Below are 26,974 nucleotides of genomic sequence, written 5' to 3'. Positions count from 1 at the left end.
CGTTAACAAAGTGTACCTTTATTAATCATAAAACTCAGCCAAAAAAATCAACAAGTTAATTTAATATCCATTTGTGGACTTTCGATAGTCTGTTAACCTTAGCTGAAGTTTTTCAGAAAATCGAAGTTATGCATATTCATATTTTAGGGATTTGCGGCACCTTTATGGGCGGAATTGCTGCTATCGCCAAATCAATGGGACACCATGTAAGCGGTTCCGATACCAATGTTTATCCGCCAATGAGCACACAACTAGAATCTTTAGGTATCACTCTCACCCAAGGGTTTGATCCATCTCAATTGGATCCTGAGCCAGATGTCGTCATTATCGGCAACGCAATGTCGCGGGGAAATCCCTGTGTAGAGACCGTATTAAACCGCAACTTAAATTACATTAGTGGGCCGCAATGGCTGTCAGAAAATGTATTAAAACAACGTTGGGTAATTGCCGCATCAGGCACTCACGGTAAAACATCTACCGCCAGTATGGTAGCTTGGATTCTAGAATATGCGGGCTTACAACCCGGTTTCTTGATTGGCGGTGTACCAGAAAACTTTTCTATTTCAGCGAGATTAGGTGAATCCCCCTTTTTTGTGATCGAAGCTGACGAATATGACAGCGCATTTTTTGATAAACGCTCTAAGTTTGTGCACTATCATCCACGCACCTTAATACTCAACAATTTAGAATTTGACCACGCAGATATCTTCGAAGATTTAGCTGCCATTCAAAAACAGTTTCATCATTTGATTAGAATTCTGCCAAGTACAGGCTTAGCCTTAGCGCCCGCTGACGACGTCAATATTGAGCAAGTTCTCGGAAAAGGATGTTGGAGTCCTGTTCAATATATTGGAAGTGACTGGCAAGCCAAAAACCAAACTGCAGATGGAAGTGAATTTGACGTCTTTTTGCAACAAGAAAACCTTGGACGTGTGCGTTGGTCTTTAATTGGTCAGCACAATATTCATAATGCCATTATGGCAATAGCTGCTGCACGCCATGCTGGGGTGAAGCCAGATGTCGCCATCCAAGCGTTGGCGGAATTTGTGAATGCTAAAAGAAGAATGGAAACACGCGGCGTTGTTAATAACATCACTGTTTATGACGATTTTGCCCATCATCCTACAGCGATTGCAACTACGCTCGAAGGTCTGCGCAATAGAGTAAAAAGTGCGCGCATTTTTGCGGTTTTAGAGCCCCGTTCAGCAACAATGAAAATGGGCGTTCATCAAACTACATTAGCAAAGTCTTGGTCCAAGGCGGATCAAGTTTTACTGTTTCAACCAGAAAATTTAGACTGGTCATTGTCGCAACTTAGCGCAGAATCTGATGTTCCAACACGGGTTTATGATAGTGTTGACGACATTGTTGAAGCCTTAGTGAAAGCCGCAAAGCCGGGCGACCATATTTTGGTCATGAGCAATGGCGGTTTTGGTGGCATCCATGCACGCTTACTGGAGCAACTAGCCGAACATGAGTTTTGAAAAAAGAATCACATTAGCCTTTACTGGCGCATCTGGTGCGCCTTACGGCATGCGCTTGTTAGAAACCTTAGTTGCTGCGAATTATCAAGTCTATCTATTGATATCTTCAGCAGCCAGAGTGGTACTAGCCACTGAAGAGGAATTAAAGATACCGGCAAATCCTCAGTCTTGTAGTGAGTTTTTTACACAACGATTTGATGCTAAGCCTGAGCAGATAACCGTGTTTGGTAAAGATGAGTGGTTTTCACCTGTCGCGTCAGGTTCTGCCGCTCCCAAACAAATGGTGGTATGCCCATGCTCCACGGGTTCATTGAGCGCTATCGCAACGGGAAAAAGTGACAACTTAATTGAACGTGGTGCAGATGTAGTGATAAAAGAAAAAGGGCAACTTATTTTGGTTCCCAGAGAAATGCCACTTTCGACAATTCACCTTGAAAATATGCTCAAATTGTCACAAATGGGGGTCACTATTATGCCTGCTGCTCCTGGTTTCTATCATCAGCCTAAAAATATAGAAGACCTAGTAGATTTTGTGGTCGCGCGGATACTTGACCATTTGGAAATAGATCAAAAGCTAATGCCACGCTGGGGCTATCAAAAATAAAATTATGAGAACACAATTTATGTTGCACAAATTGAAACTGTCCACACTGTTTAAAATAGCGCTCCCATTAGTATGTTTATTACAAGCAACTCACGCGTATGCTTGGGGACAAATTGGACACCGCGTGTCTGGCGAAATAGCCGAGCTTTATTTATCTGCAGAAACAAAAGCAAAAATTGATGCAATCTTTCCAAATAGCTCATTAGCGGAGATTTCAACTTTTGCTGATGAAATGCGTTCGGACCCTTCTGAGTTTTGGCAGAAAACTTCATCTCCTTGGCATTATGTAACAGTTAAACATGGAACTGATTATCATGCAGAACAACATGCCCCCGATGTTGGCGATGCATACACTGCATTACTTTCATTCTCTGCCACACTGAAAAATGAAGAAGCGAGTATTCAAGAAAAGCAGCTAGCACTGCATTTTATTGTGCATATTATCGGTGATTTACATCAGCCGCTACATAACGGTGACGGCACAGATCGCGGTGGTAACGATGTAAAATTAGAATTCTTTTGGCAAGATTCGAATCTCCACAGAGTTTGGGATAGCGGTATAATTGATAATCAAAAATTATCATATAGTGAATGGACGGATTGGTTGAGTCGTAAAATCACACCAGATATGGCTAAAACTTGGAGAACTACTGATCCAAAAGTGTGGATTAAAGAAAGTATCGAATTACGCAAAACAATATATCCGCAAGAAGATAAGCTAAGCTGGAGCTACCAACACCAACATTTACCTGAAATAAAGCTAAGACTACAGATGGCAGGCGTTAGAATTGCTGCCTATTTAGATTCCATTTTGTGATGGTTAGACGCTTCAAAACACAAAAAGGCTGCCGTATTTAAAGGGCAGCCTTTGATAATAAAACACTTCGCGACTGTATTAATCAATATCCAATGGTTCAGGCGACAAAATAATACCAGTGCTATCTGCATAAAGATGGTCTTCTGGTAAAAACGTTACACCGCCAAAATTAACGGCCACATCCACTTCACCAATTTGTTCATAAGCAGCATTCACTGGAATTGATGCGACAGCATGAATTCCTATATCTAGCTCTTCAAGTTGATCAACTTCACGCACACTGCCATAACAAACAATGCCTTCCCAATCGTTTTCAATTGCAATTTGAGCGGTATTCACATCAATTAGTGCTCGGCGGGTAGAGCCTCCGCCATCAATAAGTAGCACCTTGCCTTTGCCTGATTGAGATAATATTTTATCTATCAAGCCTTTATCTTCATGGCATTTTATTGTGGTAATTTCGCCACCATAAGACAATCTACCACCGTAATTTACAAATAAAGGATCGACGACATCAACGCTATCCGCAAACAAATCACATAGTTCAGAGGTGTTATATTCCATGAGAAAATCCAGCGCGAGCTATAAAGTTCTAGATTAGAGGTTACGAGCTGCTTTGTAAAACCCTATGATCAGTTTTCTTCATTGTCACATTACTGAAGCATTACTGTCACAAAGGTTTCGCAATAATGTCAAATAGCCTTCACACATTTTGGTTATTTTTGTTCTCGATGAGTACAATAAGCAAGAGTACCTTAAGATGAATGCATTCGGCAGAGCAGATACACATATATTTCGTTGGATTTTCGGTGTAACCGCTGGTCGCGATTGCCGAATCATTAAATATATCTCCAAAAGCGGTGACGGACATGTTTACTTGATCTTAGGAGTGTTGTTATGCGCCTTTGATCCCAAAGACGGGACAATCTTTTTGTACACATCTTTGTTGGCTTATGCATTGGAATTACCTATATATGTCATTCTAAAAAAATTGTTTAAGCGTCAACGTCCTTGCGACCTAATCTACAACTTCCGTTCTCACATCACTCCATCTGACAAGTTTAGTCTACCTTCAGGGCACACAGCAGCAGCATTTTTGATGGCATCCTTATTGGCCCATTTCTACCCTAGCGTGGCAATTTTGGTCTATATTTGGGCAAGCTTAATCGGTTTATCGAGAGTTATGCTCGGGGTTCACTACCCTAGTGACATTGTTGCAGGTGCATTGTTGGGTATCACTATTTCAATGTTGAGTCTTAGTATCCTAGTTTAAGTAGTTTTAATGAAAATATTGTATGGCGTGCAAGGCACGGGTAATGGACACATTGCGCGTGCTCGAATAATGGCTAAAGCATTCGCAAAACGCGAAGACATCGAAGTTGACTTTATATTCAGTGGTCGTGATCCCGCTAAATATTTCGACATGGAAGTATTTGGTAACTATCGTACTGTTTCGGGATTGACGTTTATTACCGAAAACGGCGAAGTAAACAGATGGAAAACCCTAAAGCAAGCCAATATCAGAGAGTTTATTCGTGATGTAAAGCAGTTAAACGTTGCCAAGTACGATGTATTACTAAACGATTTCGAACCGGTCACTGCATGGGCGTCTAAATGGAAAGATCTATCATCTATTTCAATCAGTCATCAAGCGGCATTTAAACACAATGTACCTAAACAAGGTGAAGCCTGGACAGACCGGCTATTGATGCGCATGTTTGCACCTTGTGATATCAACTTAGGTGTTCATTGGTACCATTTTGGCTTTCCAATCATTCCACCGTTTATTGAAGAGTCTTTTGATAAAGCGACCTTGGGCGAGCATGTTTTAGTGTATTTACCGTTTGAAAATATCGATGCGATAAAATTATTGCTGAAGAAGTTTCCAAATGAGAAGTTTCTTTGTTATCACCCAGATATAGAGCAAGCTTATAACACTGAAAATACCCAATGGCGTCCATTATCTAAGTCGACTTTTCAACAGGCACTATTCGAATGTGCTGGCGTGATAGCGAATGGCGGTTTTGAACTATCTAGTGAATGTTTGCAATTAGGTAAAAAGATCTTAGTTAAACCACTAAAAAACCAATATGAACAATCTTCCAATCGCATTACGTTAGAACGTATGGATCGTTGCTATAGTATGGATAGTTTAGATGCAGACGTTGTGGCAAGTTGGCTAAAATCGCCTTCACCGGAACCAATAAATTATCCAAACTCACCAGATGTACTGATTGATTGGCTACTCGAAGGTGACTACATAGACACGAAAAGTTTGTGTGAGCAGCTATGGAAAATTACCCGCTTTCCCGAGTCTGTGCGCCTATCACTAGCCAGCGGGACATAATATATTGCATGTAAGACGGGACTTACCCCGTTGAGAATTTACATTCAAGCTATCGGGGCTAAAGCCACCGACTACAGCATAGGGCGGGATTTATCCCGTCGGGGTTTTACATTCCAGCTTTCGGGGCTAAAGCCACCGACTACGGTGTAGGACGGGATTTATCACGTTGAGGTTTTACATTCCAGCTCTCGGGGCTAAAGCCACCGAATACAGTGTAGGACGGGATTTATCCTGTTGAGAATTTACATTCCAGCTATCGGGGCTAAAGCCACCGACTGCATTGTAAAACGCGATTTATCTCGTTGGGGTTTTACATTCCAGCTATCGGGGCTAAAGTCACCGACTACATTGTAAAACGCGATTTATCCCGTTGGGATTTGAAGTTCCAGCTATCGGGGCTAAAGCCACCGACTACAGCGTAGGACGGGATTTATCCCGTTGGGGTTTTACATTCCAGCTATCGGGGCTAAAGCCACCGACTACAGTGTAGGACGGGATTTATCCCGTTGAGAATTTACATTCCTGCTATCGGGGCTAAAGCCACCGACTACAGTGTAGGACGGGATTTATTCCGTTGTTTTAGCACTGTAATCGAGGCTTAATCTTACAAAATTAAATATGTCTTAATAATAAAGATTGTTTTTGCTTTTAACTCAGTTAGCAGTTTATTGCATGTCATATTGCAAAACAGCCGACAGCAATGCTTGTTTTTTTCGCTTTTGATGAGATGATATAGCCTTTCAATATTGTTAGGTGAAATGAGTGTTCAACAAACTGCTTTCTGTGCTTCGCATATTTTCCTTTTTGCTGGCCATTTTTATCACTACAGGCTGTGGTGTAAAAGGGGATCTTACCCTTCCATCAGACCAAAACACGCCCAACACAGAACAAACATCAGACGACTCAGAGGAGCAATCCTAGTTGGATTATTTTCAATATCAAGATACGACCCTTTTCGCCGAAAACGTCCCTGTACAGCAGATTGCTGAGCAATATGGTACACCCTGCTATGTGTATTCCCGAGCCACCATTGAGCGTCATTGGCACGCATTTGATAATGCCGCGGGTAAACACCCTCATTTGATTTGTTACGCTGTTAAAGCGAACTCAAATTTAGGGGTTTTGTCGGTGATGGCAAAATTAGGCTCTGGTTTTGACATAGTCTCAGGCGGTGAATTGTCACGTGTGATAGAGGCCGGTGGCGATCCATCCAAAGTGGTATTTTCTGGTGTTGGAAAAACCGAACAAGAAATCGAATTTGCGCTATCGAAAAACATTCTGTGTTTTAATGTAGAGTCTGCGCCAGAACTTGAGCGTATCAATAAAGTCGCCTCACAACTTGATGTTAAAGCCCCCATTTCCATCCGCGTTAACCCGGATGTCGATGCAAAAACACACCCTTATATTTCAACGGGTTTGAAAGCAAACAAATTTGGCATACCTAGAGAAAACGCGGTTGCTATCTATAAACTTGCCGCCAGTTACGAACATTTGGAAATCAAAGGAATGGATTGTCACATCGGTTCACAGTTAACCGATATTGTGCCTTTTGTTGATGCATTAGATCGATTGTTGCTGCTAATTGATGAATTAGCAGATATGGGAATAGCCATTAGCCATTTGGATGTTGGCGGTGGTTTAGGTGTCGCTTATAAAGACGAAACGCCTCCGCATCCAGACACCTATGTTGAAGCGCTAATGACGCGTATGAAAACGCGCCCTGAACTAAAATTAATATTCGAACCCGGCCGCGCAATCATGGCCAACGCAGGGATTCTCATTACCAAAGTAGAATTCATAAAACATGGCGAAGAAAAAAACTTTGCTATCGTAGATGCAGCGATGAACGACTTAATTCGACCAGCGTTGTATTCGGCTTGGCAAAATATCATTCCTGCTGAAATATCTACAAACAATCCAAAAGCGACGTATGACATTGTTGGCCCTATCTGCGAAACAGGCGATTTTATTGGTAAAGACCGTGAATTAGAAATCGCGCCAGATGACCTTTTAGTAGTACGAAGTGCTGGTGCATATGGTTTTGTTATGGCGTCTAACTACAATAGCCGCTGCCGTCCAGCAGAAATTATCGTCGACAAAAGCAGTCTGCACCTTGTCCGTGAACGTGAAGTGTTAAGCGACCTATGGAAAGGCGAGCATATAATTGAATAGCATTAGAACCTAGTCTGCTCGGGCAAAATGTTATGGTTTTTTAAATATGTCGCAAATTGACTGCAAAATAGCTATTTTGGTCGTCGCATATGTAGGTTAATATAACTGTAATAAAACTTTTAGTAGTAATAATGCAAATTCAATTTTCTAAAATGCATGGGCTTGGCAACGACTTTGTCGTTATCGATAATGTCACCCAAAATGTGTTTTTTTCAAAAGACAAAATTCAGCAATTGGCTGACAGAAATTTTGGGATCGGATTTGACCAACTATTGTTGGTTGAGCCGCCATACGATCCTGAGCAAGATTTTCACTATCGAATTTTTAATGCCGATGGTTCAGAAGTTTCCCAATGTGGAAATGGCGCTAGATGTTTTGCCAAATTTGTAAAAATTAAAGGCCTAACCAACCGAAATAAAGTGGTTGTTAGTACAAAATCTGGCAAGATGGTGTTGTATCTTGAGAAAGACGGTCAAGTAACAGTGAATATGGGAAGACCTATATTCGAACCTGCAAAAATACCGTTAAAAGCCAATAAAGAAGAAAATATTTATTTGATTCGAGCACAAGATCAAACCTTTATGGTGGGTTCTGTATCTATGGGCAATCCCCACTGTGTGCTTGAAGTTGACGATGTGCAAACTGCTGATGTAGAAAATATCGGACCATTACTTGAGACTCACGAACGCTTCCCAGAAGCAGTGAATGTTGGGTTCATGCAAATCGTCAACGAAAACCATATTAAATTGCGAGTACATGAGCGCGGTTCGGGTGAAACCTTGGCCTGTGGAAGTGGTGCATGTGCGGCAGTGGCAATTGGTCAAATTCAAGGTAAACTAAGCAAAGATGTACTAGTAGATCTACCCGGTGGTTCGTTGAAAATACGCTGGCAAGGTAAAGACAACGTATTGAAAATGACCGGTCCTGCGGAACATATTTTTGATGGAACCCTCATAATATGAGTGATACAGCACAACAACAGGTTAATAGGGATATGCTAACTGATTTTGATGAAGTAGCGAACGTCATTAGCGCTAAAGACGTAAAAGACTACTTGTTAGACAACCCTGAGTTTTTTGTTGAATATCCTGAGTTGGCAGAAAAACTCGCCATACCTCATCAACAAAAAGGCAGTGTGTCTCTGGTTGAATTACAATCTGAGCAATTGCGTAAGAAAAACCGTTTGTTGTCGCACAAACTCAATCAGCTTATTTCAGTCGCCAAACAAAATGAAGAAATCTATCGGATTTACGCTGATCTAAACCTGCAACTACTTTGTTGCCGTTTTTTCAGCGAAGTACAAGACGTATTAGAAGACTTTATGCGTCCCAGGCTTAAGCTATCAGCCGTAGTACTAAAGTCATTTTCGGGCGCGCATGCGCTTCCTGAGATTCAGCGTAAACTGTTTATCGAAAAACGTTTCAAACACGACTGTTTTTTCTTTGGACGTTTAAGTCAGCACGAAAAGCAACTGTTGTTCACGGATGGCAATGTTGAGTCTGTTGCCCTTATGCTACTCGGCGATAAAGGGGATTTAGGTATTTTGGCAATTGGTAGTAAAGACGCCAGCCACTTCAATCCAGATATGGATACATTGCTAATTACGCAGCTACAGCAGTTTTTGAATGTTATTTTGCCAAACTTGGCTGGATATTAAAGATGAATTCTCCAGCCTTAGATCACTGGCTGGAAAAATTCCTTTCCTACTTAAAGTATGAAAGGAACCTGTCAGCAAAAACCCTCGACAATTATCAGCGTCAACTTATCAGTGTTGGTCAACAGTTGGAAATCGAGAGTTGGTCGCAACTTACACCACAACACATTAAATCGATATTAAGTCAGGCTAGACGCAAAAACCTCGCACCACGTTCGATTGCGTTGCGATTATCTGCTATGCGCACTTTTTGTCAGTTTTTAGTAGCTGAAAACGTGCTAAAGAGCAACCCTGCTAAAGCCGTGCAAACGCCTAAACTAGGTAAACCTTTACCAAAACACCTGAATGTAGATCAGGTTGGACAATTATTGGAAATTGATCCCGAATCAGTACTTGCAATACGTGACCGCGCGATGATGGAACTAACCTATGGTTGTGGATTACGTTTGGCTGAATTATCTAGTTTAGATTTACAGGATATTGTCACTAAAGGGCAGATTCGGGTTATCGGTAAAGGCCGCAAGGAGAGAGTGTTGCCAGTAGGTAAAACTGCTGCTACTTGGTTAAAGAAGTGGTTAGATGTACGTAGCCAAATGGCCCCTCCCGCAGATGAAACCGCACTTTTTGTTAGTATGCATAAACGCCGAATTAGCCACCGGCAGATTGCGAAACGCATGGATTTGTGGGCGCAAAAACAACATCTTGAACAAAAAGTAAATCCACACAAGTTGCGACATTCGTATGCGACTCATATGTTGGAATCCAGTGGTGATTTACGTGCAGTTCAAGAGTTATTGGGTCATGCGAACCTATCTACAACGCAAGTATATACACATTTAGATTTTCAGCATTTAGCCAAAGTATATGACACTGCACACCCTCGAGCGCGTAAAAGCAAATAACTCCATTAATTCAAAATATTAAGCATCAAAAAGTAGAAGAATAGGCATTCTCAAATGAAATTTTACCGAACATTCTCCCCCGTCAAAGCAATTAGTTTTGATTTGGATGATACCCTTTATGATAACCATCCTTTTATCATGGAAGCGGAACGCAAACTGTTCCGTTATTTGGGCTCTAGTTATCCCAAAACAGCGAGGCTTTCCGAACAAGACTGGCAAACATTCAAACGCGAACATTTAACCCAGCAACCACAATTAGTCTCTGACATGGGCGCATTGCGTAAACATACACTGCAAACTGGACTTCACAAAGTGGGGTATCGGGAACGCCATCTCTCAACAGCTGTAGAAGATTGTTTTGAATACTTTTATTATCATCGCAGCAATTTCAAAGTAGATAAGAATATTTGTTCTTTATTATCCGCACTGGCAGAAAAGGTACCTTTAATAGCGATTACTAATGGTAACGTTAATTTACAACAAATCGGTATCGATGAATATTTCACTCATTGTTTTAAAGCGAATTTATCGCAACCAATGAAACCACACGATGCAATGTTTTCTAAGGCTAGTTCCGTTCTGCAGTTATCGCCGAAAGATTGTCTGCACGTTGGCGATAACCTGAAGAATGATGTTATGGGTGCAATCAATGCGGGAATGCAATCTGCTTGGTATGCGATTAACCGAAAAATGGATCTGAGACGAGAAAGAACAAGTGTTCTTCCTCATATTCAGTTGGATAGTCTCGACGAATTACGATTGTTAGTGGACGATTAACTGAATTGTCGCTTTGAGTTTAGCTATCTTTATAGTTAGGTTTAAACACCTAATCTTCATAGATATTTTGATTCATCGTTTCGCAGGGATTAGCGCAACTGGGTATGCCAACAATTTTAGCAGGTACACCGGCCACTGTTACATGCTTGGGCACGTTTTTAAGCACTACACTACCCGCCCCCACTTTTGCACCAGCGCCAATTTCAATATTACCTAAAATCTTCGCACCAGCGCCTACCATAACCCCTTGGCGTACTTTTGGATGACGATCGCCAGATTCATTACCTGTACCGCCTAAAGTCACTGACTGGAGTATTGATACATGATCTTCAACCACTGCAGTTTCGCCGATGACAATACCCGTGGCATGATCAAACATGACGCCTTTTCCTATTACTGCAGCAGGATGTATATCTACACTGAACACTTGCGAATTTCGGCTTTGAACAAACAGGGCTAATTGTTTGCGATTTTTTCCCCATAGATAATGGGAGAGTCGATAAGCTTGGATCGCCTGGAAACCTTTAAAATACAATAATACCGTGAGAATTTTGTCGACCGCAGGATCTCGAGTTAAAACCGCTTCGATATCTTCAATAGCAGATTCCACTATTTTAGGATCAAGCAAATAAGCTTCATCCAGCACTTCTCTAATCGCCAATGCTGGCATCACTTCATCTTGAATTTTATTCGACAAGATAAAACTTAGCGATGTCTCAAAATTATGATGGGCAAGAATACACGCATGCACATAGCTGGCTAAGAGGGGTTCGCTTTCCACTAGCTCTTCCGCTTCGGCTTTTAGTCTTTTCCAAAAATTGTCTATAGGCATGTCGTTCTCCTAAAGTGAAGGACCTTACGCGATTGCCCTGTCATTATGCATTGTGTGGTATTAGAACGGATGTGCGGGCGAAAACGTTCAAATACAAGCTTACTTTCCACAAACCGTGGAAAAAGCACGAAAACCATTCCTTTCGTTGTATAAAAACACAGTATAGCTGATATACTTCAAATATTAATGAATTAAACAAAATAAGCTTGCTATGGATGTATCTCGACTGTTAGACCAACTTAACGACAAACAACGTGAAGTGGTGGCCGCTCCACCTTCGGACATGTTGGTTTTAGCCGGTGCGGGGAGTGGTAAAACACGAGTATTAGTACATCGTATTGCTTGGTTGATGGAAGTTGAGCAACTTGCTCCTTTCAGCATCTTAGCGGTGACGTTTACAAATAAAGCCGCCAAGGAGATGCGTGGTCGTGTAGAAAGGCTAATGGGGTCTGGCCTACATACCATGTGGATTGGTACTTTCCACGGTTTGGCACATCGCTTATTAAGAATCCACTTTAAGGAAGCGAAACTACCCGAAAACTTTCAAATTCTAGACTCAGATGACCAATACCGCTTAGTTCGCCGGGTTATTAAGTCTCTAAATTTGGATGAAAAAAATTGGCAACCTAAATCAATACAGTGGTACATCAATGGCAACAAAGACGAAGGTTTACGCCCTGAGCACATAGATACTCAAGGTGATCCCACCAAACAAACCATGAAAAATATATACCAAGCATATCAACAGACTTGTGATCGTTCTGGTTTAGTTGATTTTGCTGAATTATTGCTACGTGCTCACGAATTGTGGCTACATAACCCAGACGTTCTCAAACATTATCAAAAACGTTTTCGCGCCATCTTGGTAGACGAATTTCAAGATACCAATAACATTCAATATGCCTGGCTGCGGATGTTAAGTTGTGATGAAAATAATATGATGATTGTGGGCGACGATGATCAGTCAATTTATGGCTGGCGCGGTGCAAATGTTGAGAATATCCAGCACTTTTTGCGCGATTTCAATACCGCATCCACAATTCGCTTAGAACAAAATTATCGTTCAACTGGCAATATCCTCAAAGCCGCAAACGCAGTAATCGATAATAATCAGGGGCGACTAGGAAAAGATTTATGGACTGAAGATGCGCAAGGTGAAGCAATTTCATTATATGCTGGCTTCAATGAATTGGATGAAGCGCGATTTATCGTCGCGCGCATTAAAGAGTGGAGCGACAAAGGCGACGCATTGGCTGATTGCGCAATTTTGTATCGAAATAACGCTCAATCTCGAGTGTTAGAAGAAGCGTTGTTGCAAGAATCAGTAGCATATCGAATTTATGGCGGATTGCGTTTCTTTGAGCGTCAGGAAATTAAAGACGCTCTTGCTTATTTAAGATTAATAAACCAGCCTATCGACGATGCTGCATATGAGCGCGTAGTAAACACCCCTACTCGTGGAATTGGCGAAAAGACATTAAGCCTGATACGCGAAACGGCTAGAAGTAATGAATTATCCATGTGGCAAGCCACTAACGATATGCTTCGAGAAAAACGCTTTTCAGGACGAGCGGCCACGGCATTACAACGGTTTGTTGAACTCATCCTAAAAATGCAAGTTGAAGTACAAGCATTCGAATTAGATCAACAGGCTGATTATGCAATAAAACATTCTGGCTTATTTGCTATGTATCAAGCGGAAAAAGGTGAAAAAGCCCAAGCCCGAATTGAAAACTTGGAAGAGTTGGTAACCGCCTGCAAACAATTTGAAGCACCGCAAGAAGCTGAAAATATGACACCTCTTTCGGCATTTCTAGCTCACGCTTCATTGGAGGCGGGAGAGTCACAGGCTGATGCTCATCAAGATGCAGTACAAATGATGACGATTCATTCTGCTAAGGGACTAGAATTCCCAATGGTATTTTTAGCAGGTGTTGAAGAGGGCATGTTTCCTAGCCAAATGAGCCATGAAGAGCCAGGAAGATTGGAAGAAGAACGTCGGCTTTGTTATGTAGGAATGACTCGCGCAATGCAAAAACTATATATGACATACGCGGAGTCACGACGTTTATATGGTCAAGATAAATATCATACTCCTTCACGTTTTATAAAAGAAATACCCAGCGAATGTGTAGAGGAAGTCCGCCTGCGCACCACAGTGAGCCGTCCAGTTCAGAATCGTTTCCAGCCAGCCACCTCACATATGGCGTTTGAATCAACGGGTTTTCAGTTGGGCCAACGAGTAAAGCACAGTAAATTCCAAGAAGGCACCGTACTTAATTATGAAGGAAGCGGTGAACACGCAAGAGTGGAAGTGAATTTTGACAATATAGGGACAAAGTGGCTAATGTTGGCTTATGCTAAGTTGGAGAAAATTTAAACTAACGAATGCCAATGAAATTTAAGGTGCTGTTAATAGAAGATGGTGAGTCAAGTATGCGCGTGCTTAAGCGCGTAATTGGCAAGGCGAACCTAGATGTTGTGGTAGCGAATTCGCTTGCCCAAGCAAAGCTTATTTTTAATACCACCTCTCCAGAACTCTATTTATGCGCCGTTGTGGATTACAATCTTCCTGATGCACCACATGGTCAAGCAATCAATTTTACGATAGATGCGTTTATTCCCACAATCGTCATTACCGATGAAGTAGACGAGGATGTAAGGGAAAAAATCCTAGCCAAACCTGTAGTTGATTACATTCCAAAACAAAATGCGCAAATGTTTGAGTATCTAAGTCGACTTTTAATTCGTTTAGAGAAAAACAAACAAATTGGCGTCTTGCTGGTAGATAAATCTAGAGTAAACCGGAATAAAAAAAGCGCACTATTAAGTCGTCACAACTTTATCACTTTCGAAGCTGCAAGTTCCGAGCAAGCGCTACACACATTACAAAGACACCCACTGATTAAATTAATGTTAGTTGAAGAGGAATTAGCAGATGAGCTGGGCATCGAATTAGTCTCTGAAGCTAGAAAATTATATGACAAAGATCAATTGAGCATCATTGGCTTGTCACCGAGCAATAGTTCTTCTTTACTAGCACGTTTCATAAAAAGTGGCGCAAACGACTTTTTGCGCAAACCATATTGTCACGAAGAATTCTTTTGCCGAGTAGTTCAAAATGTTGAGCATATAGAGCAAATTGACGCTATCCGCCGGGCAGCTAACTCAGACTATCTAACTGGACTACCCAATCGCCGCCACTTTTTTAACCAAGTAAACAGCACACTTATTCGTGGACAGGCATCAACACTTATTCGTGGACAGGCATCAATGTCGTTGGCATTGATAGATTTAGACAACTTCAAATCAATCAATGATACCTATGGGCATGACTTTGGCGATGTCGTATTAAAAGAAGTGTCTCGAATGATTGTTCGACACTTTTCGCGTTTTCACTTTTCTCGTTTTGGTGGTGAGGAGTTTTGCATTTTTCTAGCCAATGTAGGACAAAAAGAAGCGATTGATTTACTCAATACGTTTCGAGAAGATGTTAGTAATAAGATAATTAAGAGCAAAGGAATTACTCACTCTTGTACACTCAGTATTGGTGTCACCAGCCGACCCAGTAAAAAAATCGAATCGATGTTAACCATCGCGGATGAACATCTTTATAAAGCAAAAGCGAATGGCCGAAATCAGGTTGTTGGCGATCTATAACGCATAATTAAATATTAGACACCAATGCCTTTTAACGATTTTCGATAAGCTCGGTAAGAGTCAAAACTGAAAATCACTAACGCTATCCATACGAAACTAAACGTGACTAATCGAGCTTCATGTAAAGGTTCGTCATATAAGTAGACAGCCAATAAAAACATGATACTGGGTCCAATATATTGAAAGAAGCCTAATGTGGAATAGCGTATACGACGCGCAGCAGCGGTGAAGCACAATAAGGGCGCTGTGGTGATGATTCCAGCCCCGACCAATAACATATTTAGATCTACATCATTAGTAAACATGTCACTCATGTGTGTAGCAAAAAATATCCAATACCCTATTGCAAAAGGTAGCATCATTAAGGTTTCTATTAACAACCCAGGAAGGGAATCTACAGCGACTTGCTTTCTAAGTAATCCATAAACACCAAAGCTGGAAGCAAGCACCAGTGCTATCCAAGGCAGCTCTCCATAAGATACGACTAAAATACCAACTCCTACTAGCGCAGTAGCAACGGCTATTTTTTGCATTCTACGTAACCGCTCACCAAGGAATATTCGCCCTAGAAATACATTGAGTAGCGGATTGATATAGTAGCCTAAGCTCGCATCTAACAGATGGTCATTATTCACAGCCCAAATGAAAAGCAACCAATTAGCTGCGAGCAACAATCCTGAAACCAACAATATTTGCAGAACTCGCGGGTTTTTAAGCGCATCACGTACTTTTTGATTTTGTTTAAAAACGAGCACCAAAAAAACCAGTACTAAGGTAGACCATACCACTCTGTGAACTAGAATCTCAGTAGCTGGCATAATCATTAGCATTTTGAAATATAAGGGGGCAAAACCCCACATCGAATATGCGGCTAAGGCAAACAAAACGCCAGCTTTAATGGATTTATCGGACATCGAAATTCTGAGGCTCTAAAATTAGACACGCAGTGTCAGGTAGATCATTGTGAAATGCAAATAATGACATAATTCGCTATTTAAAGGCTCTCAGTATATTTAGCTAATTGCAGATAAAAACGCTTTCGTTTTAATCTTTCACGAAATAAACGGGGAGCACATCAAATATATTTCTATGTGCTTATTTGCTAGCTGCTTTAATGTTATTCAGTTGGAGCTTCTTCAATACCGTATTTTTCTTTCATCAAAGAGGCAAATGCCGTGCTGAAAGCGACTTCTTGAAACATTTTTAATCCCGTTTCAGAAAACGCTACTGGAATAGGGTTTCGCTTTAGAATTTCTTTTATATGCGTCGGAGTTAAGACAGTCACGTTGAGTTTTTCAATTAATTGAATGGCTGCTTCCATCTTAAATCCGGCAGCACTGCCTGCAAACTTACCTTTAGTAGGGCGTTCTCGAATTGCTACGGCGTCAACCTTGTAGTCTTCCATTAATTTCTTAAACGCAAACTGAAACTCTCGCACATCTTCAGTAGAGTCATTCTTAGGAAAAGTCAATTTTCGCGCTCGGCAATCAGGAATATGAAAAACATCATTTTCCAAAGACAACAAACATAAATTGGCTTCGCTCCCTTTCATTTCCACACCGCAAATTCTCATAACTACTCCTAAACAAATTAATTTCCGTAATTATATCTCATGTTCGATAAAATTATTGCAACTAAATAAAATCCTTTCCCTCTTGGTTGCGTAGATATTTTAAATGCCCAATTATAGATTCCAAATTATGGACAGGCATGATTCATGGACCAGGCAAATCATGGACAGGCATGTTTCGTGGACTAAAAGCTCATTTAAAGGACAGGCATAAAATTAGCTCTTTTCGTGGACAGGCATAAAATTCATAATGTGGACAGTCATTGAATTCTTAGCGTGGACAGTCTACTTTAGTTAACAAGGGTTTTTCAGCCAGATCGATTGTTTTTGTGAAATTCAGATTGGGCAATCTCTTTTAAAGCCTCTTCCCAACAACTCACCCTATAAAACTAAGTAGGAGCAAACATGTCTCGTTTATTTATATTTTTCACAGTATTTATAATTTCTTTGTCGTTTAAAACCTATGCAGAAAATATTGAAAGTGCCTCTCTAAGGTTATGTGAACATATCAAAATGTGCGTTACAAAACAGATGAAAGTTACGGATGACGTAACTCCTGAAATGCGAATGATGATAGATGGAATGGTAGATAACATGTGTCAAAACATGATGAATACAAATGTTGTAAAGGGAAACAGAGAATTCGAAAAGTCTGCTATTGCATGCATAGACTCTATTACTGAACTGAGTTGCGACGAAATACAAAATGCTGGACAAACACCGGCATGCTTATCTTTCGAGAAAGAACTGTCGAGTCACTATCCAACCCAAAATAATTAAAAGTATGACAACCAAATCATCTTCAAATGAAGCCAAAATCCCGAAAGGAAGAGTTTCTCGTTTCGCAAAGATGGGAAGTTTAGCCTCACGAATTGCGGGTAATATGATAAGCGAGGGCGTGTCTGAGTTGGCCAAGGGCAATAGACCTAAGGTAAAGGACTTGCTGTTAACTCCAGCTAACGTCAAAAGAGTTTCTGACCAACTAGCTCAAATGCGCGGTGCCGCTATGAAAGTTGGTCAATTGATTTCAATGGATGCGGGGGATGTTCTGCCTAAAGAGTTGTCTGAACTACTAGCCAGACTCAGAGCAGATGCTAAATCGATGCCTCAATCAGAGTTAATGACCATTTTAGATTCACAATGGGGCGCTGGGTGGCAATCAAAATTTATTCAGTTTCATCTAAAACCAATTGCTTCAGCATCGATTGGACAAGTACATAAAGCCATTGACAAAGATTTACGTCGACTTGCTATAAAAGTGCAATATCCTGGCATAAAACAAAGTATTAATAGCGATGTTGATAATGTTGCCAGTCTAATAAAACTATCAGGGCTGATACCCAAAGGGCTTGATTTAAAACCTCTTTTGTCCGAAGCAAAAGCTCAGTTACATGAAGAAGCCAACTACTTACTCGAAGGGCAACATTTAACCCAATACGCTTCCCAAATTACAAACGACAAAGGCTATGTGATTCCTGAATGGATACCTGATCTTAGCAGTGAAACTGTTTTAGCAATGACGTTTTTGGATGGTGAACCTATAGAAAATCTAGAGGATTCTAGCCAAGCAATTCGGGATAGCATTGTAAAACGACTATTTTCATTGTTTTTTAAGGAATTATTTGAGTTTCAACTTGTTCAAACAGACCCCAATTTTGCTAATTTTTTATATGACGAAAAAGATGATAATGTCGTTTTACTCGACTTTGGAGCGACAAGACAATATTCCAAATCAATGGCACAATCTTACCTTGACTTAATGCAAGCAGGTTTTAATCGGGATAAAAAGTCCATCAAAAAGCATGCATTGCAATTAGGTTTAATCACAGAAGCCCTTTCTGAGCAGACTCAGGAGAGTATAACAGAAATATGTTTCCACTCATGTGAACCTTTATTCATTGAAGGCGGATATGATTTTGCTAGTAGCGATTTGCTAGAACGTCTCAGAATAATAGGCACACAACTGAGTTTAGATAAAAACTATTTGCACACGCCACCCGTGGACACTATCTTTTTGCATCGGAAGCTAGGAGGCTTATTTTTGTTAGCCACTAAGTTAAGAGCAAAAGTAGATTTACGATCGATGTTTAAACCTTATTTAAAACATCGTCTAATTAAATAAATTGGAGCAGTTTGTGCCATCAATAGATTCACTGTTACAACAAACCATGTCGTTCATACCTTTGCTCATTACGCTAATTATGGTTTTTGTAATCCTTTCAGTAGCCCATCATTGGCTAATTAATAAACACGCCGACGCAGGTAATGAGAAATTATTTTCTCGACAGCTAATAATGTTAGGTCTGACACTTGTTGCTCTGTTAGCCATTATTTTTGCATTACCTATAAGTGAAAGCTCGCGGAATCAAATAATTGGGCTAATCGGTTTAGTGATATCCGGTGTATTCGCTTTTTCATCGAGTACAATTTTTGCTAATTTGCTCGCCGGAATAATGCTTAGGATCACCAAGCCTTTTCGAACAGGCGACTTTGTGCAAGTAGGTGAGTTTTTCGGTCGAGTAGTAGAGCGAGGGTTACTTGATACTGAGGTGCAAACAGAAGTTAGAGATTTAGTCGCGCTACCAAATACATTCATGATCACTCACCCCATAACGGTTACACGCACTTCAGGCACAATAATTTCCACTTCTTTATCCTTGGGTTATGACGTTCACCATTCAAGAGTCGAATCTTTACTACTTGAAGCCGCAACGAATTGTCAACTGTCCGATCCTTTTGTTCATATAGTTGAGTTAGACGACTTTTCTGTTGTGTATAAAATTAGTGGCAAATTAGAGGAGGTCAAAAGTTTAATAAGTTCGAAAACTCGACTTAATCGCGAAGTACTTAATGTTCTTCATGGCAACGAAATAGAAATTATGTCTCCAAGCTTCATGAACCAACGTAAACTACCTGATGATTCAAAAATCATTCCTATAAAACCACGGGAAGAAGTGGATCAAGCAATCGCGGAAGTTGATCATGTAATTTTTGATAAAGCAGAAGAAGCAGAACAAAAAGAGCAACATAAAGAGTTATTACAAAAGCAACTAATTGAATTAAATGATGACTTAAATCAGGCAGATAACAAAGAAAAAGAATCAATCAAGCTCAGAATTGACAATGTAAATAAAAAAATAAAAGCATTAAACACTGCTTCTACAGCCGAAGATCAAGGTGAATAGTCTCAAATACATCTCTTCAAACGTTTATTAATGACAGTCGTTTTTTAATGACAGTCACTTTGTCAAGAAACCAAGAAACTAGACAGGCATAAAAGATAAACAAGACAGTCATCACTACATTCTCATTAAAACTAGACCGTCATCTTCATTCCATGCGTTAAACTTTATGTTGTTAAAGTAAGAATGGAGAGATAGATGCCTTTACCAAGAAAGAGTCAAATTAGCCTGGTCGATACCCCTTATTATCATTGTGTGTCACGGTGTGTTCGACGAGCTTATTTGTGTGGTAAAGATAAACACACAGGACAAAACTATGAACATCGGCGTCAATGGGTCGAGGACCGCCTAATTTTACTTGCTTCGGTTTTTTGCATCGATGTATGTGCTTATGCCGTCATGAGCAATCATGTTCATGTTGTATTACATGTCAATAAAGCCAAAGCGCTCTCTTTGTCTGATAAGGAAGTAATTAAACGTTGGCAAATAATACATAGGCCATCTAGCTTGGCCCAGCAATACATTCAAAACTCATCTGTAAATTTTAGCAAAGCACATCGGCTTACATTATCTTCTACAGTTTCAATATACCGCCAACGTTTATATGACATCAGTTGGTTTATGCGTGAATTAAATGAACCTATTGCACGACAAGCTAACAAAGAAGATGACTGTACTGGTCATTTTTGGGAAGGCAGGTTTAAATCTCAAGCCTTATTAGATGAAAAAGCGCTGCTCGCCTGTATGGTATATGTGGATTTGAACCCTGTTCGAGCTAATATTGCTGACACTCCTGATAAATCTAAACACACTAGCATAAAACGGCGAATAGACGCTCTAAATCAACGAGGACAGCCAACAGCGTTGATGCCTTTTCAGAAGGATATTTCTGACCCTCAAACGAATAGGTTGCCATTTAAGTTAAACGATTATTTGGAATTAATATATTTTAGTTATCAAAAAACTTTAACTAAAATGCAATCCAAAAGACCTTCTCCGCGATTACTGCAAACGCATACAATACCTTATCTATTTTGGGAGAAAATAAGTCAACATTTTGAAGCTAACTTTGGAATTGCTGCTGGTGAGAAAGGTTCAATTAAACGCTTTAAACTAAAATCCAGAAAACGACTAATTGGTATTAGTGCATAACCTTAGAAACCTGTAGAACTTTCAAAGCAAAAAATGTTTAGAGTGGTGATACAGTTTTCAATTTTTCAATTCAACTCATACATTAAAGTAAAACTTTCAAAAATAATATCTAGTTCAATCTTCCTATGCTCTCGATTTCGACCATGTTCCCTAAAATATTCTTTTATATAAAATCCGATCTTAAAGTAGCGTAAAACACCTAAAAATTAACATTTTTAAAGAAAGCATACCCACAAATTATTTAATTGACTGTCCTAGAATACACAAATTCAACACAAATTTGATAATGACTGTCCAATTTGTGGAAAAGTGACTGTCTAATTAATTGATTGGCTGTGGTTGAACACAGTGTTGCTACCCAATCATATAGGTGCCTGTCCCGAAAGCGATATGTGTGCCTGTCTCGTTATGCAGTTCCATGCGGCAGACAGCTACCTTTTTGCCTTTGCGAATTACTTGTGCCGTAGCGATGAATTCTTTTCCTCTACCAGGCCGAAGATAGTCCACCCGCATGTCTATTGTGCCGACATTTGGCAAAGTGCGTTGAAACTCATCAACACTAATTTCGCCCAGATCTTTGATCGCATACAAAATCGCCATCAATCCTCCAACCGTATCTAAAATTGCCGCAGTCACTCCACCATGCAATATCTTATGAATAGGGTTTCCCATTAACTTATCGTCCCAAGGCAGTTTTATTTCTACTTCATCAGAACCCAGTTTTTTAATTTTCAATCCAAGCAATTGATTAAACGGCATTTGCTGACTAAACATTTGCGTCACCAGTTCAGCTAGTGCATCTGAATTTAAAGGTACAGTTGTATCCATATTATTTTGTGTCATATTAGTTAAACTTCATTACTAATAGCATATACCCCAACTCGCTTTTTAAGTAAAATCAACTTAAGCAATTCGAAACCATCATCAATTTATATTCGTATGAGGAAATTACTTGTCTAGCCCGACTCTAGAAAAACCGCTCCCAATAGAAAACAGCACAAAACCAGCAGAAGTGCTAAAAGAAGTGTTTGGCTACAGCCACTTCAGAGACGGGCAACAACAGGTAATTGAACAAGTATTAAGTCAACGAGATGCCCTTGTATTGATGCCTACAGGTGGTGGTAAGTCTTTATGCTACCAAATACCAGCGCTAATCTTGCCAGGCATAACTATCGTCGTTTCTCCTCTAATATCCTTAATGAAAGACCAAGTAGATGCGCTTACGGCATCTGGAGTAGCGGCTACTTTTATTAATTCTTCTATTCCCCGAGAGCAATTGCTGAATATCTACCGACAATTGCAAGACGGGAAATTTAAATTATTATACGTTGCGCCAGAAAGACTTATGCAACTTGAGTTTATTGACCGCTTACATACTTTAAATTTAAGCCTAATCGCAGTGGACGAAGCCCATTGTGTATCTCATTGGGGGCATGATTTTCGACAAGACTACAGATTACTTGGGCAATTAAAAACACATTTTCCAAACATACCCGTAATGGGCTTAACTGCTACAGCTGACATTGCCACACGAGCAGATATTACTCAGCAATTGAACTTACAAACTCCTTATGTTTTTCGAAGTAGTTTCGACCGGCCAAACATTCGGTATAACCTGCTATCCAAATACAAAGCCGTTGATCAATTAATTCACTATGTAAAAGGACAAGAAGGTAGCGGAATTGTTTACTGTAATAGTCGAGCAAAAGTGGATGAGCTCAGTTTTAAGTTGGCTAAACAAGGGATAAATAGTGCCGGCTACCATGCAGGCCTTGAGCCAGAAATAAGAGAGAAAATTCAGCGTGACTTTATTCAAGACAACGTTGATGTCATCGTTGCAACCGTTGCATTTGGCATGGGCATAAATAAATCTAACGTCCGTTATGTAGTGCATTTCGATTTACCTCGTAGCATAGAATCATACTACCAAGAAACGGGACGGGCTGGACGCGATGGCATGCCAGCAGAAGCACTTTTGCTCTATGATGAAAAAGATGCTGCACGCATTCGACAATGGATTGCAATGGGAGAAAATACTGAACGTCATGATGTAGAATTGCAAAAGTTCGCGGCGATGGAGGCATTCGCCGACGCTCAAACGTGTAGACGACAGGTTTTGCTAAACTATTTTTCGGAGTACAGTGGAGCCCACTGCGGCAACTGCGATATCTGCGTCAACCCTCCCAAGAGATTCGACGGAACTATTCAAGCTCAGAAAGTCCTCTCCTGTATCTACCGTTTAGAACAAAATGCTGCGACTCAATACGTTATCGACGTATTACGAGGGAAAAGTCATAAACGTATAGTTGAACAACAACATGACAAGTTGCCAACCCATGGTGCAGGTAAAGACCAATCCGAGGCACATTGGCACAATGTAATTAGCCAGCTTATTCACCAAGGTTTAATCAGAATTGATATCACTCAAAATGCAACGTTAAAGCTAACTGAAGCTGCCCGTCCGGTGTTAAAGTCTGAAGTGCAAGTAACACTTGCGGTTCCGCGTCTAGCGCTAGAAACATCCAAACGCGGTAAAAATGATAAACGACATTATGATAGGGTTCTGTTCGCCAAACTAAAACATCTACGTAAATCAATTTCTGAGCAAGATGATGTGCCCCCCTTTGTTGTATTTAGTGACGCCAGCCTTGCAGACATGGCAGAGTATCTACCTAATAATTCGTCACAATTTTTACAAATTAGTGGTGTAGGTAAAACAAAGTTAGAGCGCTATGGCGAGCGCTTTTTAGCACTCATTAGCCAGCATCTTGAAACACTTTAAAAAATACACAGCGCTTAAGCGTAGGCGTATTCTCCGCCTTTTTCTAATGCCCTTTTGTAAGCCTCGCGATGATGGATCTTTTTAACATATGCCTCAATCGCAGGGTACTGTTTACCACCGCCTCTTGAAAAGCTAGCTTCTAATGGAAAGCTCATTTGAAAATCTGCCCCCGTCAATTCCTCTCCAGCAAACCATGGGGAATTTTGTAAGTGAGCATTCACGTACGATAAATTATTGGTAATAATCGGCATGTAATAGCCTTCCATTACTTTATCTGCAATTTTATTAGCTACCATTTTAATAAAAAATGGTTTTGCATTTGCTCGAACCTTATCAAAAACCAATTTAGCTACCATCGGGGGCATCAAAGATCCTTCCGCAAAATGCAGCCAGTATTGATATTGTCTCAGTGCCTCGGAATTAGCCGCTGGCTTCAGATGTTCTCCATACTGTTCGATCAAATATTCTATTATTGCCCCTGATTCCGCAACAGTGACGTCGCCATCCGTGATAACCGGTGATTTCCCCAAAGGATGAATCAATTTTAAAGTGGAAGGCGCTAGATTTGTCTTAGCATCACGTTTGTAATGCTTAATTTCATAGTCAAGATTTAGCTCTTCAAGCAGCCATAAAATACGTTGCGAGCGTGAGTTATTTAAGTGGTGTAAAATAATCATATTAGGTTCCTAGAAGTTGGTTTGTCTTGTACGTTGGAACAAAGAAAAAGATCTTTCCTGAAACCCAATATAACAACAGTTCAGAAATACCAAATATCTGCTGCTCTTTACCTAAAAACCAGCTTAACCACCAGGATTAAGACCCGCATAATATGCTGATAAATCATTAATATCTTCATCGGACAAACCTTTGGCCATTGGTGCCATCACCATATTTTGACGGTCTCCACTACGAAAGGCTTTCATTTGTAAAATCAAATATTGTTCTTTTTGACCCGCTAGATTTGGATACATTGGAATCATCGATATACCATTTGCACCGTGACACGCTGCACAAGTTGCTGATTTCGACTTCCCTTTTTCAGCATCACCAGCAACCGCAGAACAAGAAAGAAAGGCGCCAATAATTAATGTTGCAATTGACGTTACTGTTTTAAATTTCATATTTTAACCTCATATACATTCACAAATGCTTTAATACTGTTTTTTCAAACTAGTGTATCTAGCAAACCCATTGTCAGGATAAACTATACTTTAATTTAATACTAATAAGGTGCAAACGTGTATTTCGATCATTCATACGCTCAACAATTATCTGACTTGGCGAGTCCGATCCAAATTACACCATTGCTTCAACCTGAATTAGCATTATTTAATCAAAAGCTTGCAGATGAAATAGAATTCCCAAAAGAATTACATCAACAGCACGCTTTATTTGCTGAATTATTCGAGGCCGAAGGGAAGTTAAACCAACATGCCATAGCGCAAAAATATGGTGGCCACCAATTCGGAGGTTGGAATCCAGATTTAGGCGACGGTCGTGGTCTTTTGCTAGCAGAAATAGAAACGACTAAAAAGCAGCGTTGGGATTTGCATTTAAAAGGAGCAGGAAAAACACCTTACTCGCGTTTTGGTGATGGACGTGCAGTACTCAGATCAACCATTCGCGAATATCTTGCAAGTGAAGCACTACATCACCTCGGCATTCCAACATCACGTGCCTTATGCTTGATTGCAAGTAATGAAACCGTTTATCGAGAAAAACCCGAAACCGGCGCTATGTTAATAAGAGCGTGTCAAAGCCACATTAGATTTGGCCACTTCGAATATTTCTTCCATAGTAAACAATTAGATAAATTGGAAAAATTGTTCAACTATACATTTCACAATCACTATCCGCAGTTTATGGACAGTCAAAACCCACACTACTCCCTGTTAGAACACATCGTATTGCAAACAGCTGATTTGATTGCGAAATGGCAAGCCTTCGGTTTTTGTCATGGTGTGATGAATACAGATAACATGTCCATCCACGGAATCACCTTTGATTTTGGACCTTATGCATTTCTAGATGCTTATGATCCAGAATATATCTGTAATCATTCTGACCATGGCGGACGTTATGCCTTTGATCAACAACCAGGTGTAGCATTATGGAATTTGAATGCGTTGGCGCATGCGTTCACGCCATACCTGTCCATTGAATTGATAAAACAAGCTTTAGGTCAATACGAAATTCAATTACAAAGCCAATTTGCGACGCTTATGGGACAAAAATTCGGCTTCAAAAAAATCAACAGCGACGACATGCAACTCGTCAATGGATGGCTGAATTTGTTAAGCCAGGACAAGCGGGATTACACCCAGAGCTTCCGACTCTTATGTGACGAACATTTATCAACTCAAAAGCTCGCCGACCATTTTATTGACCGAACTAACGTGACACAATGGCATCAACTTTATCTCGCAAGAATAGCCAAAGAGTCTCTACCTAAAAATGAACGATTGATTATGATGCGCGAAGCTAATCCTAAATATATACTGCGTAACTATTTGGCGCAAAATGCGATTCAGCAAGCAGAGGGCGGTAGCTTTGAAGAATGTAAGCGCTTACTAAAAGTGCTACAAAACCCTTTCGAAGAACAGCACGAATATCAACATTATGCGCAAACACCGCCCGATTGGGGGCAATCTATGGAAATATCATGTTCGAGTTAGGCAAATATCATTGGCAGATGAATCACGCGACGATTGAATTGAAGTGTCAACACTTCCCGTCACAAGAGAGAGCAATAGATATTGCAAAAAAATGGTTAACCCAGATTGATTGCCGAATTTCTGATATTAGTCTCGGTGCTGATCGTGCGCAAATCCAGTTTATGTCTGGGCTCGACACTTTTATATTTTGTTTCGATGGCACTTGCGAAGCTCTATGGATTGAAGTGACGGGACAAGCTGATTCGACCACTTGTTCAAATTTATTAGCTAAATTGGATACAATTCAATAATATACCCTTTTATTTTACTGAGCGTATGCACTTAAATTGTTCAGATGAAAGCGTATGTGTAAACTGGTTAAATG

27 protein-coding genes are annotated in these 26,974 nt (G+C 40.3%); 20 read left to right on the top strand and 7 right to left on the bottom strand.

The genetic code is table 11. The features are described 5' to 3' along the window. Nucleotides 1–128 precede the first annotated feature (128 nt). From mpl to GLIP_RS14130, 3 genes are read left to right on the top strand one after another with little or no spacing between them, the layout of a single operon-like run. Entirely contained in the window at nucleotides 129–1,484 is a 1,356-nt protein-coding gene (gene mpl, locus GLIP_RS14140; RefSeq protein ID WP_008845333.1) for a UDP-N-acetylmuramate:L-alanyl-gamma-D-glutamyl-meso-diaminopimelate ligase, read from the top strand. Then, a complete protein-coding gene (locus GLIP_RS14135) occupies nucleotides 1,474–2,088 on the top strand; it encodes a flavin prenyltransferase UbiX (RefSeq protein WP_008845332.1) in 615 nt (204 codons plus the stop codon). The genes mpl and GLIP_RS14135 overlap by 11 nt, the downstream gene beginning before the upstream one ends. Before the next feature lie 19 nt (nucleotides 2,089–2,107). Then, nucleotides 2,108–2,905 (top strand): S1/P1 nuclease, encoded by a 798-nt coding sequence (locus GLIP_RS14130; RefSeq protein ID WP_008845331.1) that lies wholly within the window; start codon nucleotides 2,108–2,110, stop codon nucleotides 2,903–2,905. 78 nt (nucleotides 2,906–2,983) lie between these two features. Here GLIP_RS14130 and rraA read toward each other — a convergent pair whose 3' ends face one another. Continuing rightward, a complete protein-coding gene (gene rraA, locus GLIP_RS14125; protein WP_008845330.1) occupies nucleotides 2,984–3,469 on the bottom strand; it encodes a ribonuclease E activity regulator RraA in 486 nt (161 codons plus the stop codon). Nucleotides 3,470–3,665: 196 nt separating this feature from the next. Between rraA and GLIP_RS14120 the strand changes: the two genes are divergently transcribed. The 8 genes from GLIP_RS14120 (at nucleotide 3,666) to GLIP_RS14090 (ending at nucleotide 10,757) form a co-directional block, all read left to right on the top strand. Then, on the top strand, nucleotides 3,666–4,178 hold the full coding sequence (locus tag GLIP_RS14120; RefSeq protein WP_008845329.1) for a phosphatase PAP2 family protein: 513 nt from the start codon (nucleotides 3,666–3,668) through the stop codon (nucleotides 4,176–4,178). Nucleotides 4,179–4,187: 9 nt separating this feature from the next. Then, nucleotides 4,188–5,252, top strand: coding sequence for an MJ1255/VC2487 family glycosyltransferase (locus GLIP_RS14115; protein WP_008845328.1), 1,065 nt, complete (start codon nucleotides 4,188–4,190; stop codon nucleotides 5,250–5,252). Nucleotides 5,253–6,014: 762 nt separating this feature from the next. After that, nucleotides 6,015–6,173, top strand: a complete 159-nt coding sequence (gene lptM / locus GLIP_RS21955; RefSeq protein WP_008845327.1) for an LPS translocon maturation chaperone LptM — start codon at nucleotides 6,015–6,017, stop codon at nucleotides 6,171–6,173. Beyond that, entirely contained in the window at nucleotides 6,174–7,424 is a 1,251-nt protein-coding gene (gene lysA, locus GLIP_RS14110) for a diaminopimelate decarboxylase (protein ID WP_008845326.1), read from the top strand. A gap of 131 nt (nucleotides 7,425–7,555) precedes the next feature. Beyond that, nucleotides 7,556–8,386 (top strand): diaminopimelate epimerase, encoded by an 831-nt coding sequence (gene dapF, locus GLIP_RS14105; protein ID WP_008845325.1) that lies wholly within the window; start codon nucleotides 7,556–7,558, stop codon nucleotides 8,384–8,386. Beyond that, nucleotides 8,383–9,081, top strand: a complete 699-nt coding sequence (locus GLIP_RS14100) for a DUF484 family protein (RefSeq protein ID WP_008845324.1) — start codon at nucleotides 8,383–8,385, stop codon at nucleotides 9,079–9,081. Before dapF ends, GLIP_RS14100 begins: the two co-directional genes overlap by 4 nt. A 2-nt stretch (nucleotides 9,082–9,083) precedes the next feature. Further along, a complete protein-coding gene (xerC, locus tag GLIP_RS14095) occupies nucleotides 9,084–9,980 on the top strand; it encodes a tyrosine recombinase XerC (RefSeq protein WP_008845323.1) in 897 nt (298 codons plus the stop codon). A gap of 54 nt (nucleotides 9,981–10,034) precedes the next feature. Beyond that, nucleotides 10,035–10,757 carry an HAD-IA family hydrolase gene (locus GLIP_RS14090; protein ID WP_008845322.1) on the top strand — a complete coding sequence of 241 codons (723 nt, stop codon included), beginning with the start codon at nucleotides 10,035–10,037 and terminating at the stop codon, nucleotides 10,755–10,757. Between the two features lie 49 nt (nucleotides 10,758–10,806). Here the strand turns inward: GLIP_RS14090 and cysE are convergent, their stop codons facing one another. Beyond that, nucleotides 10,807–11,589 carry a serine O-acetyltransferase gene (gene cysE, locus GLIP_RS14085; protein ID WP_008845321.1) on the bottom strand — a complete coding sequence of 261 codons (783 nt, stop codon included), beginning with the start codon at nucleotides 11,587–11,589 and terminating at the stop codon, nucleotides 10,807–10,809. A gap of 211 nt (nucleotides 11,590–11,800) precedes the next feature. On the opposite strand from cysE, the gene uvrD reads away from it, so the two are divergent. Beyond that, entirely contained in the window at nucleotides 11,801–13,969 is a 2,169-nt protein-coding gene (uvrD, locus tag GLIP_RS14080) for a DNA helicase II (RefSeq protein ID WP_008845320.1), read from the top strand. 14 nt (nucleotides 13,970–13,983) lie between these two features. Then, nucleotides 13,984–15,249 (top strand): diguanylate cyclase, encoded by a 1,266-nt coding sequence (locus GLIP_RS14075; RefSeq protein WP_008845319.1) that lies wholly within the window; start codon nucleotides 13,984–13,986, stop codon nucleotides 15,247–15,249. A 14-nt stretch (nucleotides 15,250–15,263) separates the two neighbouring features. Here GLIP_RS14075 and rarD read toward each other — a convergent pair whose 3' ends face one another. Both rarD and GLIP_RS14065 read right to left on the bottom strand, forming a co-directional pair. Then, entirely contained in the window at nucleotides 15,264–16,163 is a 900-nt protein-coding gene (gene rarD / locus GLIP_RS14070; protein ID WP_008845318.1) for an EamA family transporter RarD, read from the bottom strand. Between the two features lie 203 nt (nucleotides 16,164–16,366). Beyond that, entirely contained in the window at nucleotides 16,367–16,822 is a 456-nt protein-coding gene (locus tag GLIP_RS14065; protein ID WP_008845317.1) for a DUF3010 family protein, read from the bottom strand. A 402-nt stretch (nucleotides 16,823–17,224) separates the two neighbouring features. On the opposite strand from GLIP_RS14065, the gene GLIP_RS14060 reads away from it, so the two are divergent. The 4 genes from GLIP_RS14060 (at nucleotide 17,225) to GLIP_RS14045 (ending at nucleotide 21,153) form a co-directional block, all read left to right on the top strand. Next, entirely contained in the window at nucleotides 17,225–17,599 is a 375-nt protein-coding gene (locus GLIP_RS14060; RefSeq protein ID WP_040523026.1) for a hypothetical protein, read from the top strand. Between the two features lie 4 nt (nucleotides 17,600–17,603). Next, a complete protein-coding gene (locus tag GLIP_RS14055; protein WP_008845316.1) occupies nucleotides 17,604–18,941 on the top strand; it encodes an ABC1 kinase family protein in 1,338 nt (445 codons plus the stop codon). A gap of 13 nt (nucleotides 18,942–18,954) precedes the next feature. Continuing rightward, nucleotides 18,955–20,004, top strand: coding sequence for a mechanosensitive ion channel family protein (locus tag GLIP_RS14050; RefSeq protein ID WP_008845315.1), 1,050 nt, complete (start codon nucleotides 18,955–18,957; stop codon nucleotides 20,002–20,004). A 195-nt stretch (nucleotides 20,005–20,199) separates the two neighbouring features. Next, the gene (locus GLIP_RS14045) at nucleotides 20,200–21,153 is read left to right on the top strand and encodes a transposase (RefSeq protein ID WP_008845314.1); all 954 of its coding nucleotides are present in this window, start codon (nucleotides 20,200–20,202) and stop codon (nucleotides 21,151–21,153) included. A gap of 354 nt (nucleotides 21,154–21,507) precedes the next feature. Here the strand turns inward: GLIP_RS14045 and GLIP_RS14040 are convergent, their stop codons facing one another. Beyond that, a complete protein-coding gene (locus tag GLIP_RS14040; RefSeq protein ID WP_040523044.1) occupies nucleotides 21,508–21,981 on the bottom strand; it encodes a thioesterase family protein in 474 nt (157 codons plus the stop codon). A gap of 124 nt (nucleotides 21,982–22,105) precedes the next feature. On the opposite strand from GLIP_RS14040, the gene recQ reads away from it, so the two are divergent. Then, nucleotides 22,106–23,935, top strand: a complete 1,830-nt coding sequence (recQ, locus tag GLIP_RS14035) for a DNA helicase RecQ (RefSeq protein ID WP_008845312.1) — start codon at nucleotides 22,106–22,108, stop codon at nucleotides 23,933–23,935. 14 nt (nucleotides 23,936–23,949) lie between these two features. Here the strand turns inward: recQ and GLIP_RS14030 are convergent, their stop codons facing one another. Continuing rightward, complete coding sequence (locus GLIP_RS14030; RefSeq protein WP_008845311.1) at nucleotides 23,950–24,612, bottom strand: glutathione S-transferase; 663 nt, start codon at nucleotides 24,610–24,612, stop codon at nucleotides 23,950–23,952. A gap of 123 nt (nucleotides 24,613–24,735) precedes the next feature. Further along, entirely contained in the window at nucleotides 24,736–25,056 is a 321-nt protein-coding gene (locus GLIP_RS14025) for a c-type cytochrome (protein WP_008845310.1), read from the bottom strand. 117 nt (nucleotides 25,057–25,173) lie between these two features. On the opposite strand from GLIP_RS14025, the gene GLIP_RS14020 reads away from it, so the two are divergent. Together GLIP_RS14020 and GLIP_RS14015 are read left to right on the top strand one after the other, a co-directional pair. Then, complete coding sequence (locus GLIP_RS14020; protein ID WP_008845309.1) at nucleotides 25,174–26,610, top strand: protein adenylyltransferase SelO; 1,437 nt, start codon at nucleotides 25,174–25,176, stop codon at nucleotides 26,608–26,610. Then, the gene (locus tag GLIP_RS14015) at nucleotides 26,598–26,900 is read left to right on the top strand and encodes a DUF3630 family protein (protein WP_008845308.1); all 303 of its coding nucleotides are present in this window, start codon (nucleotides 26,598–26,600) and stop codon (nucleotides 26,898–26,900) included. The genes GLIP_RS14020 and GLIP_RS14015 overlap by 13 nt, the downstream gene beginning before the upstream one ends. Nucleotides 26,901–26,974: the final 74 nt, after the last annotated feature.

It is taken from the genome of Aliiglaciecola lipolytica E3, assembly GCF_000314975.1.
Classification (GTDB): Bacteria; Pseudomonadota; Gammaproteobacteria; order Enterobacterales; family Alteromonadaceae; genus Aliiglaciecola; species Aliiglaciecola lipolytica.
The sequence above is the reverse complement of the archived record's forward strand: the minus strand, read 5'-3'. Positions and strand labels throughout refer to the sequence as shown.

Excerpts from the sequence above, each read along its gene's own strand:
- GLIP_RS14055 (WP_008845316.1), top strand. The coding sequence starts at position 17,604 with ATGACAACCAAATCATCTTCAAATGAAGCCAAAATCCCGAAAGGAAGA.
- GLIP_RS14075 (WP_008845319.1), top strand. The coding sequence starts at position 13,984 with ATGAAATTTAAGGTGCTGTTAATAGAAGATGGTGAGTCAAGTATGCGC.
- GLIP_RS14060 (WP_040523026.1), top strand. The coding sequence starts at position 17,225 with ATGTCTCGTTTATTTATATTTTTCACAGTATTTATAATTTCTTTGTCG.
- uvrD (WP_008845320.1), top strand. The coding sequence starts at position 11,801 with ATGGATGTATCTCGACTGTTAGACCAACTTAACGACAAACAACGTGAA.
- GLIP_RS14090 (WP_008845322.1), top strand. The coding sequence starts at position 10,035 with ATGAAATTTTACCGAACATTCTCCCCCGTCAAAGCAATTAGTTTTGAT.
- xerC (WP_008845323.1), top strand. The coding sequence starts at position 9,084 with ATGAATTCTCCAGCCTTAGATCACTGGCTGGAAAAATTCCTTTCCTAC.
- GLIP_RS14015 (WP_008845308.1), top strand. The coding sequence starts at position 26,598 with ATGTTCGAGTTAGGCAAATATCATTGGCAGATGAATCACGCGACGATT.
- GLIP_RS14065 (WP_008845317.1), bottom strand. The coding sequence starts at position 16,822 with ATGAGAATTTGCGGTGTGGAAATGAAAGGGAGCGAAGCCAATTTATGT.
- mpl (WP_008845333.1), top strand. The coding sequence starts at position 129 with ATGCATATTCATATTTTAGGGATTTGCGGCACCTTTATGGGCGGAATT.
- GLIP_RS14100 (WP_008845324.1), top strand. The coding sequence starts at position 8,383 with ATGAGTGATACAGCACAACAACAGGTTAATAGGGATATGCTAACTGAT.
- GLIP_RS14025 (WP_008845310.1), bottom strand. The coding sequence starts at position 25,056 with ATGAAATTTAAAACAGTAACGTCAATTGCAACATTAATTATTGGCGCC.
- GLIP_RS14135 (WP_008845332.1), top strand. The coding sequence starts at position 1,474 with ATGAGTTTTGAAAAAAGAATCACATTAGCCTTTACTGGCGCATCTGGT.
- dapF (WP_008845325.1), top strand. The coding sequence starts at position 7,556 with ATGCAAATTCAATTTTCTAAAATGCATGGGCTTGGCAACGACTTTGTC.
- cysE (WP_008845321.1), bottom strand. The coding sequence starts at position 11,589 with ATGCCTATAGACAATTTTTGGAAAAGACTAAAAGCCGAAGCGGAAGAG.
- rarD (WP_008845318.1), bottom strand. The coding sequence starts at position 16,163 with ATGTCCGATAAATCCATTAAAGCTGGCGTTTTGTTTGCCTTAGCCGCA.
- GLIP_RS14120 (WP_008845329.1), top strand. The coding sequence starts at position 3,666 with ATGAATGCATTCGGCAGAGCAGATACACATATATTTCGTTGGATTTTC.
- GLIP_RS14130 (WP_008845331.1), top strand. The coding sequence starts at position 2,108 with ATGTTGCACAAATTGAAACTGTCCACACTGTTTAAAATAGCGCTCCCA.
- GLIP_RS14045 (WP_008845314.1), top strand. The coding sequence starts at position 20,200 with ATGCCTTTACCAAGAAAGAGTCAAATTAGCCTGGTCGATACCCCTTAT.
- rraA (WP_008845330.1), bottom strand. The coding sequence starts at position 3,469 with ATGGAATATAACACCTCTGAACTATGTGATTTGTTTGCGGATAGCGTT.
- GLIP_RS14030 (WP_008845311.1), bottom strand. The coding sequence starts at position 24,612 with ATGATTATTTTACACCACTTAAATAACTCACGCTCGCAACGTATTTTA.
- GLIP_RS14040 (WP_040523044.1), bottom strand. The coding sequence starts at position 21,981 with ATGGATACAACTGTACCTTTAAATTCAGATGCACTAGCTGAACTGGTG.
- GLIP_RS14115 (WP_008845328.1), top strand. The coding sequence starts at position 4,188 with ATGAAAATATTGTATGGCGTGCAAGGCACGGGTAATGGACACATTGCG.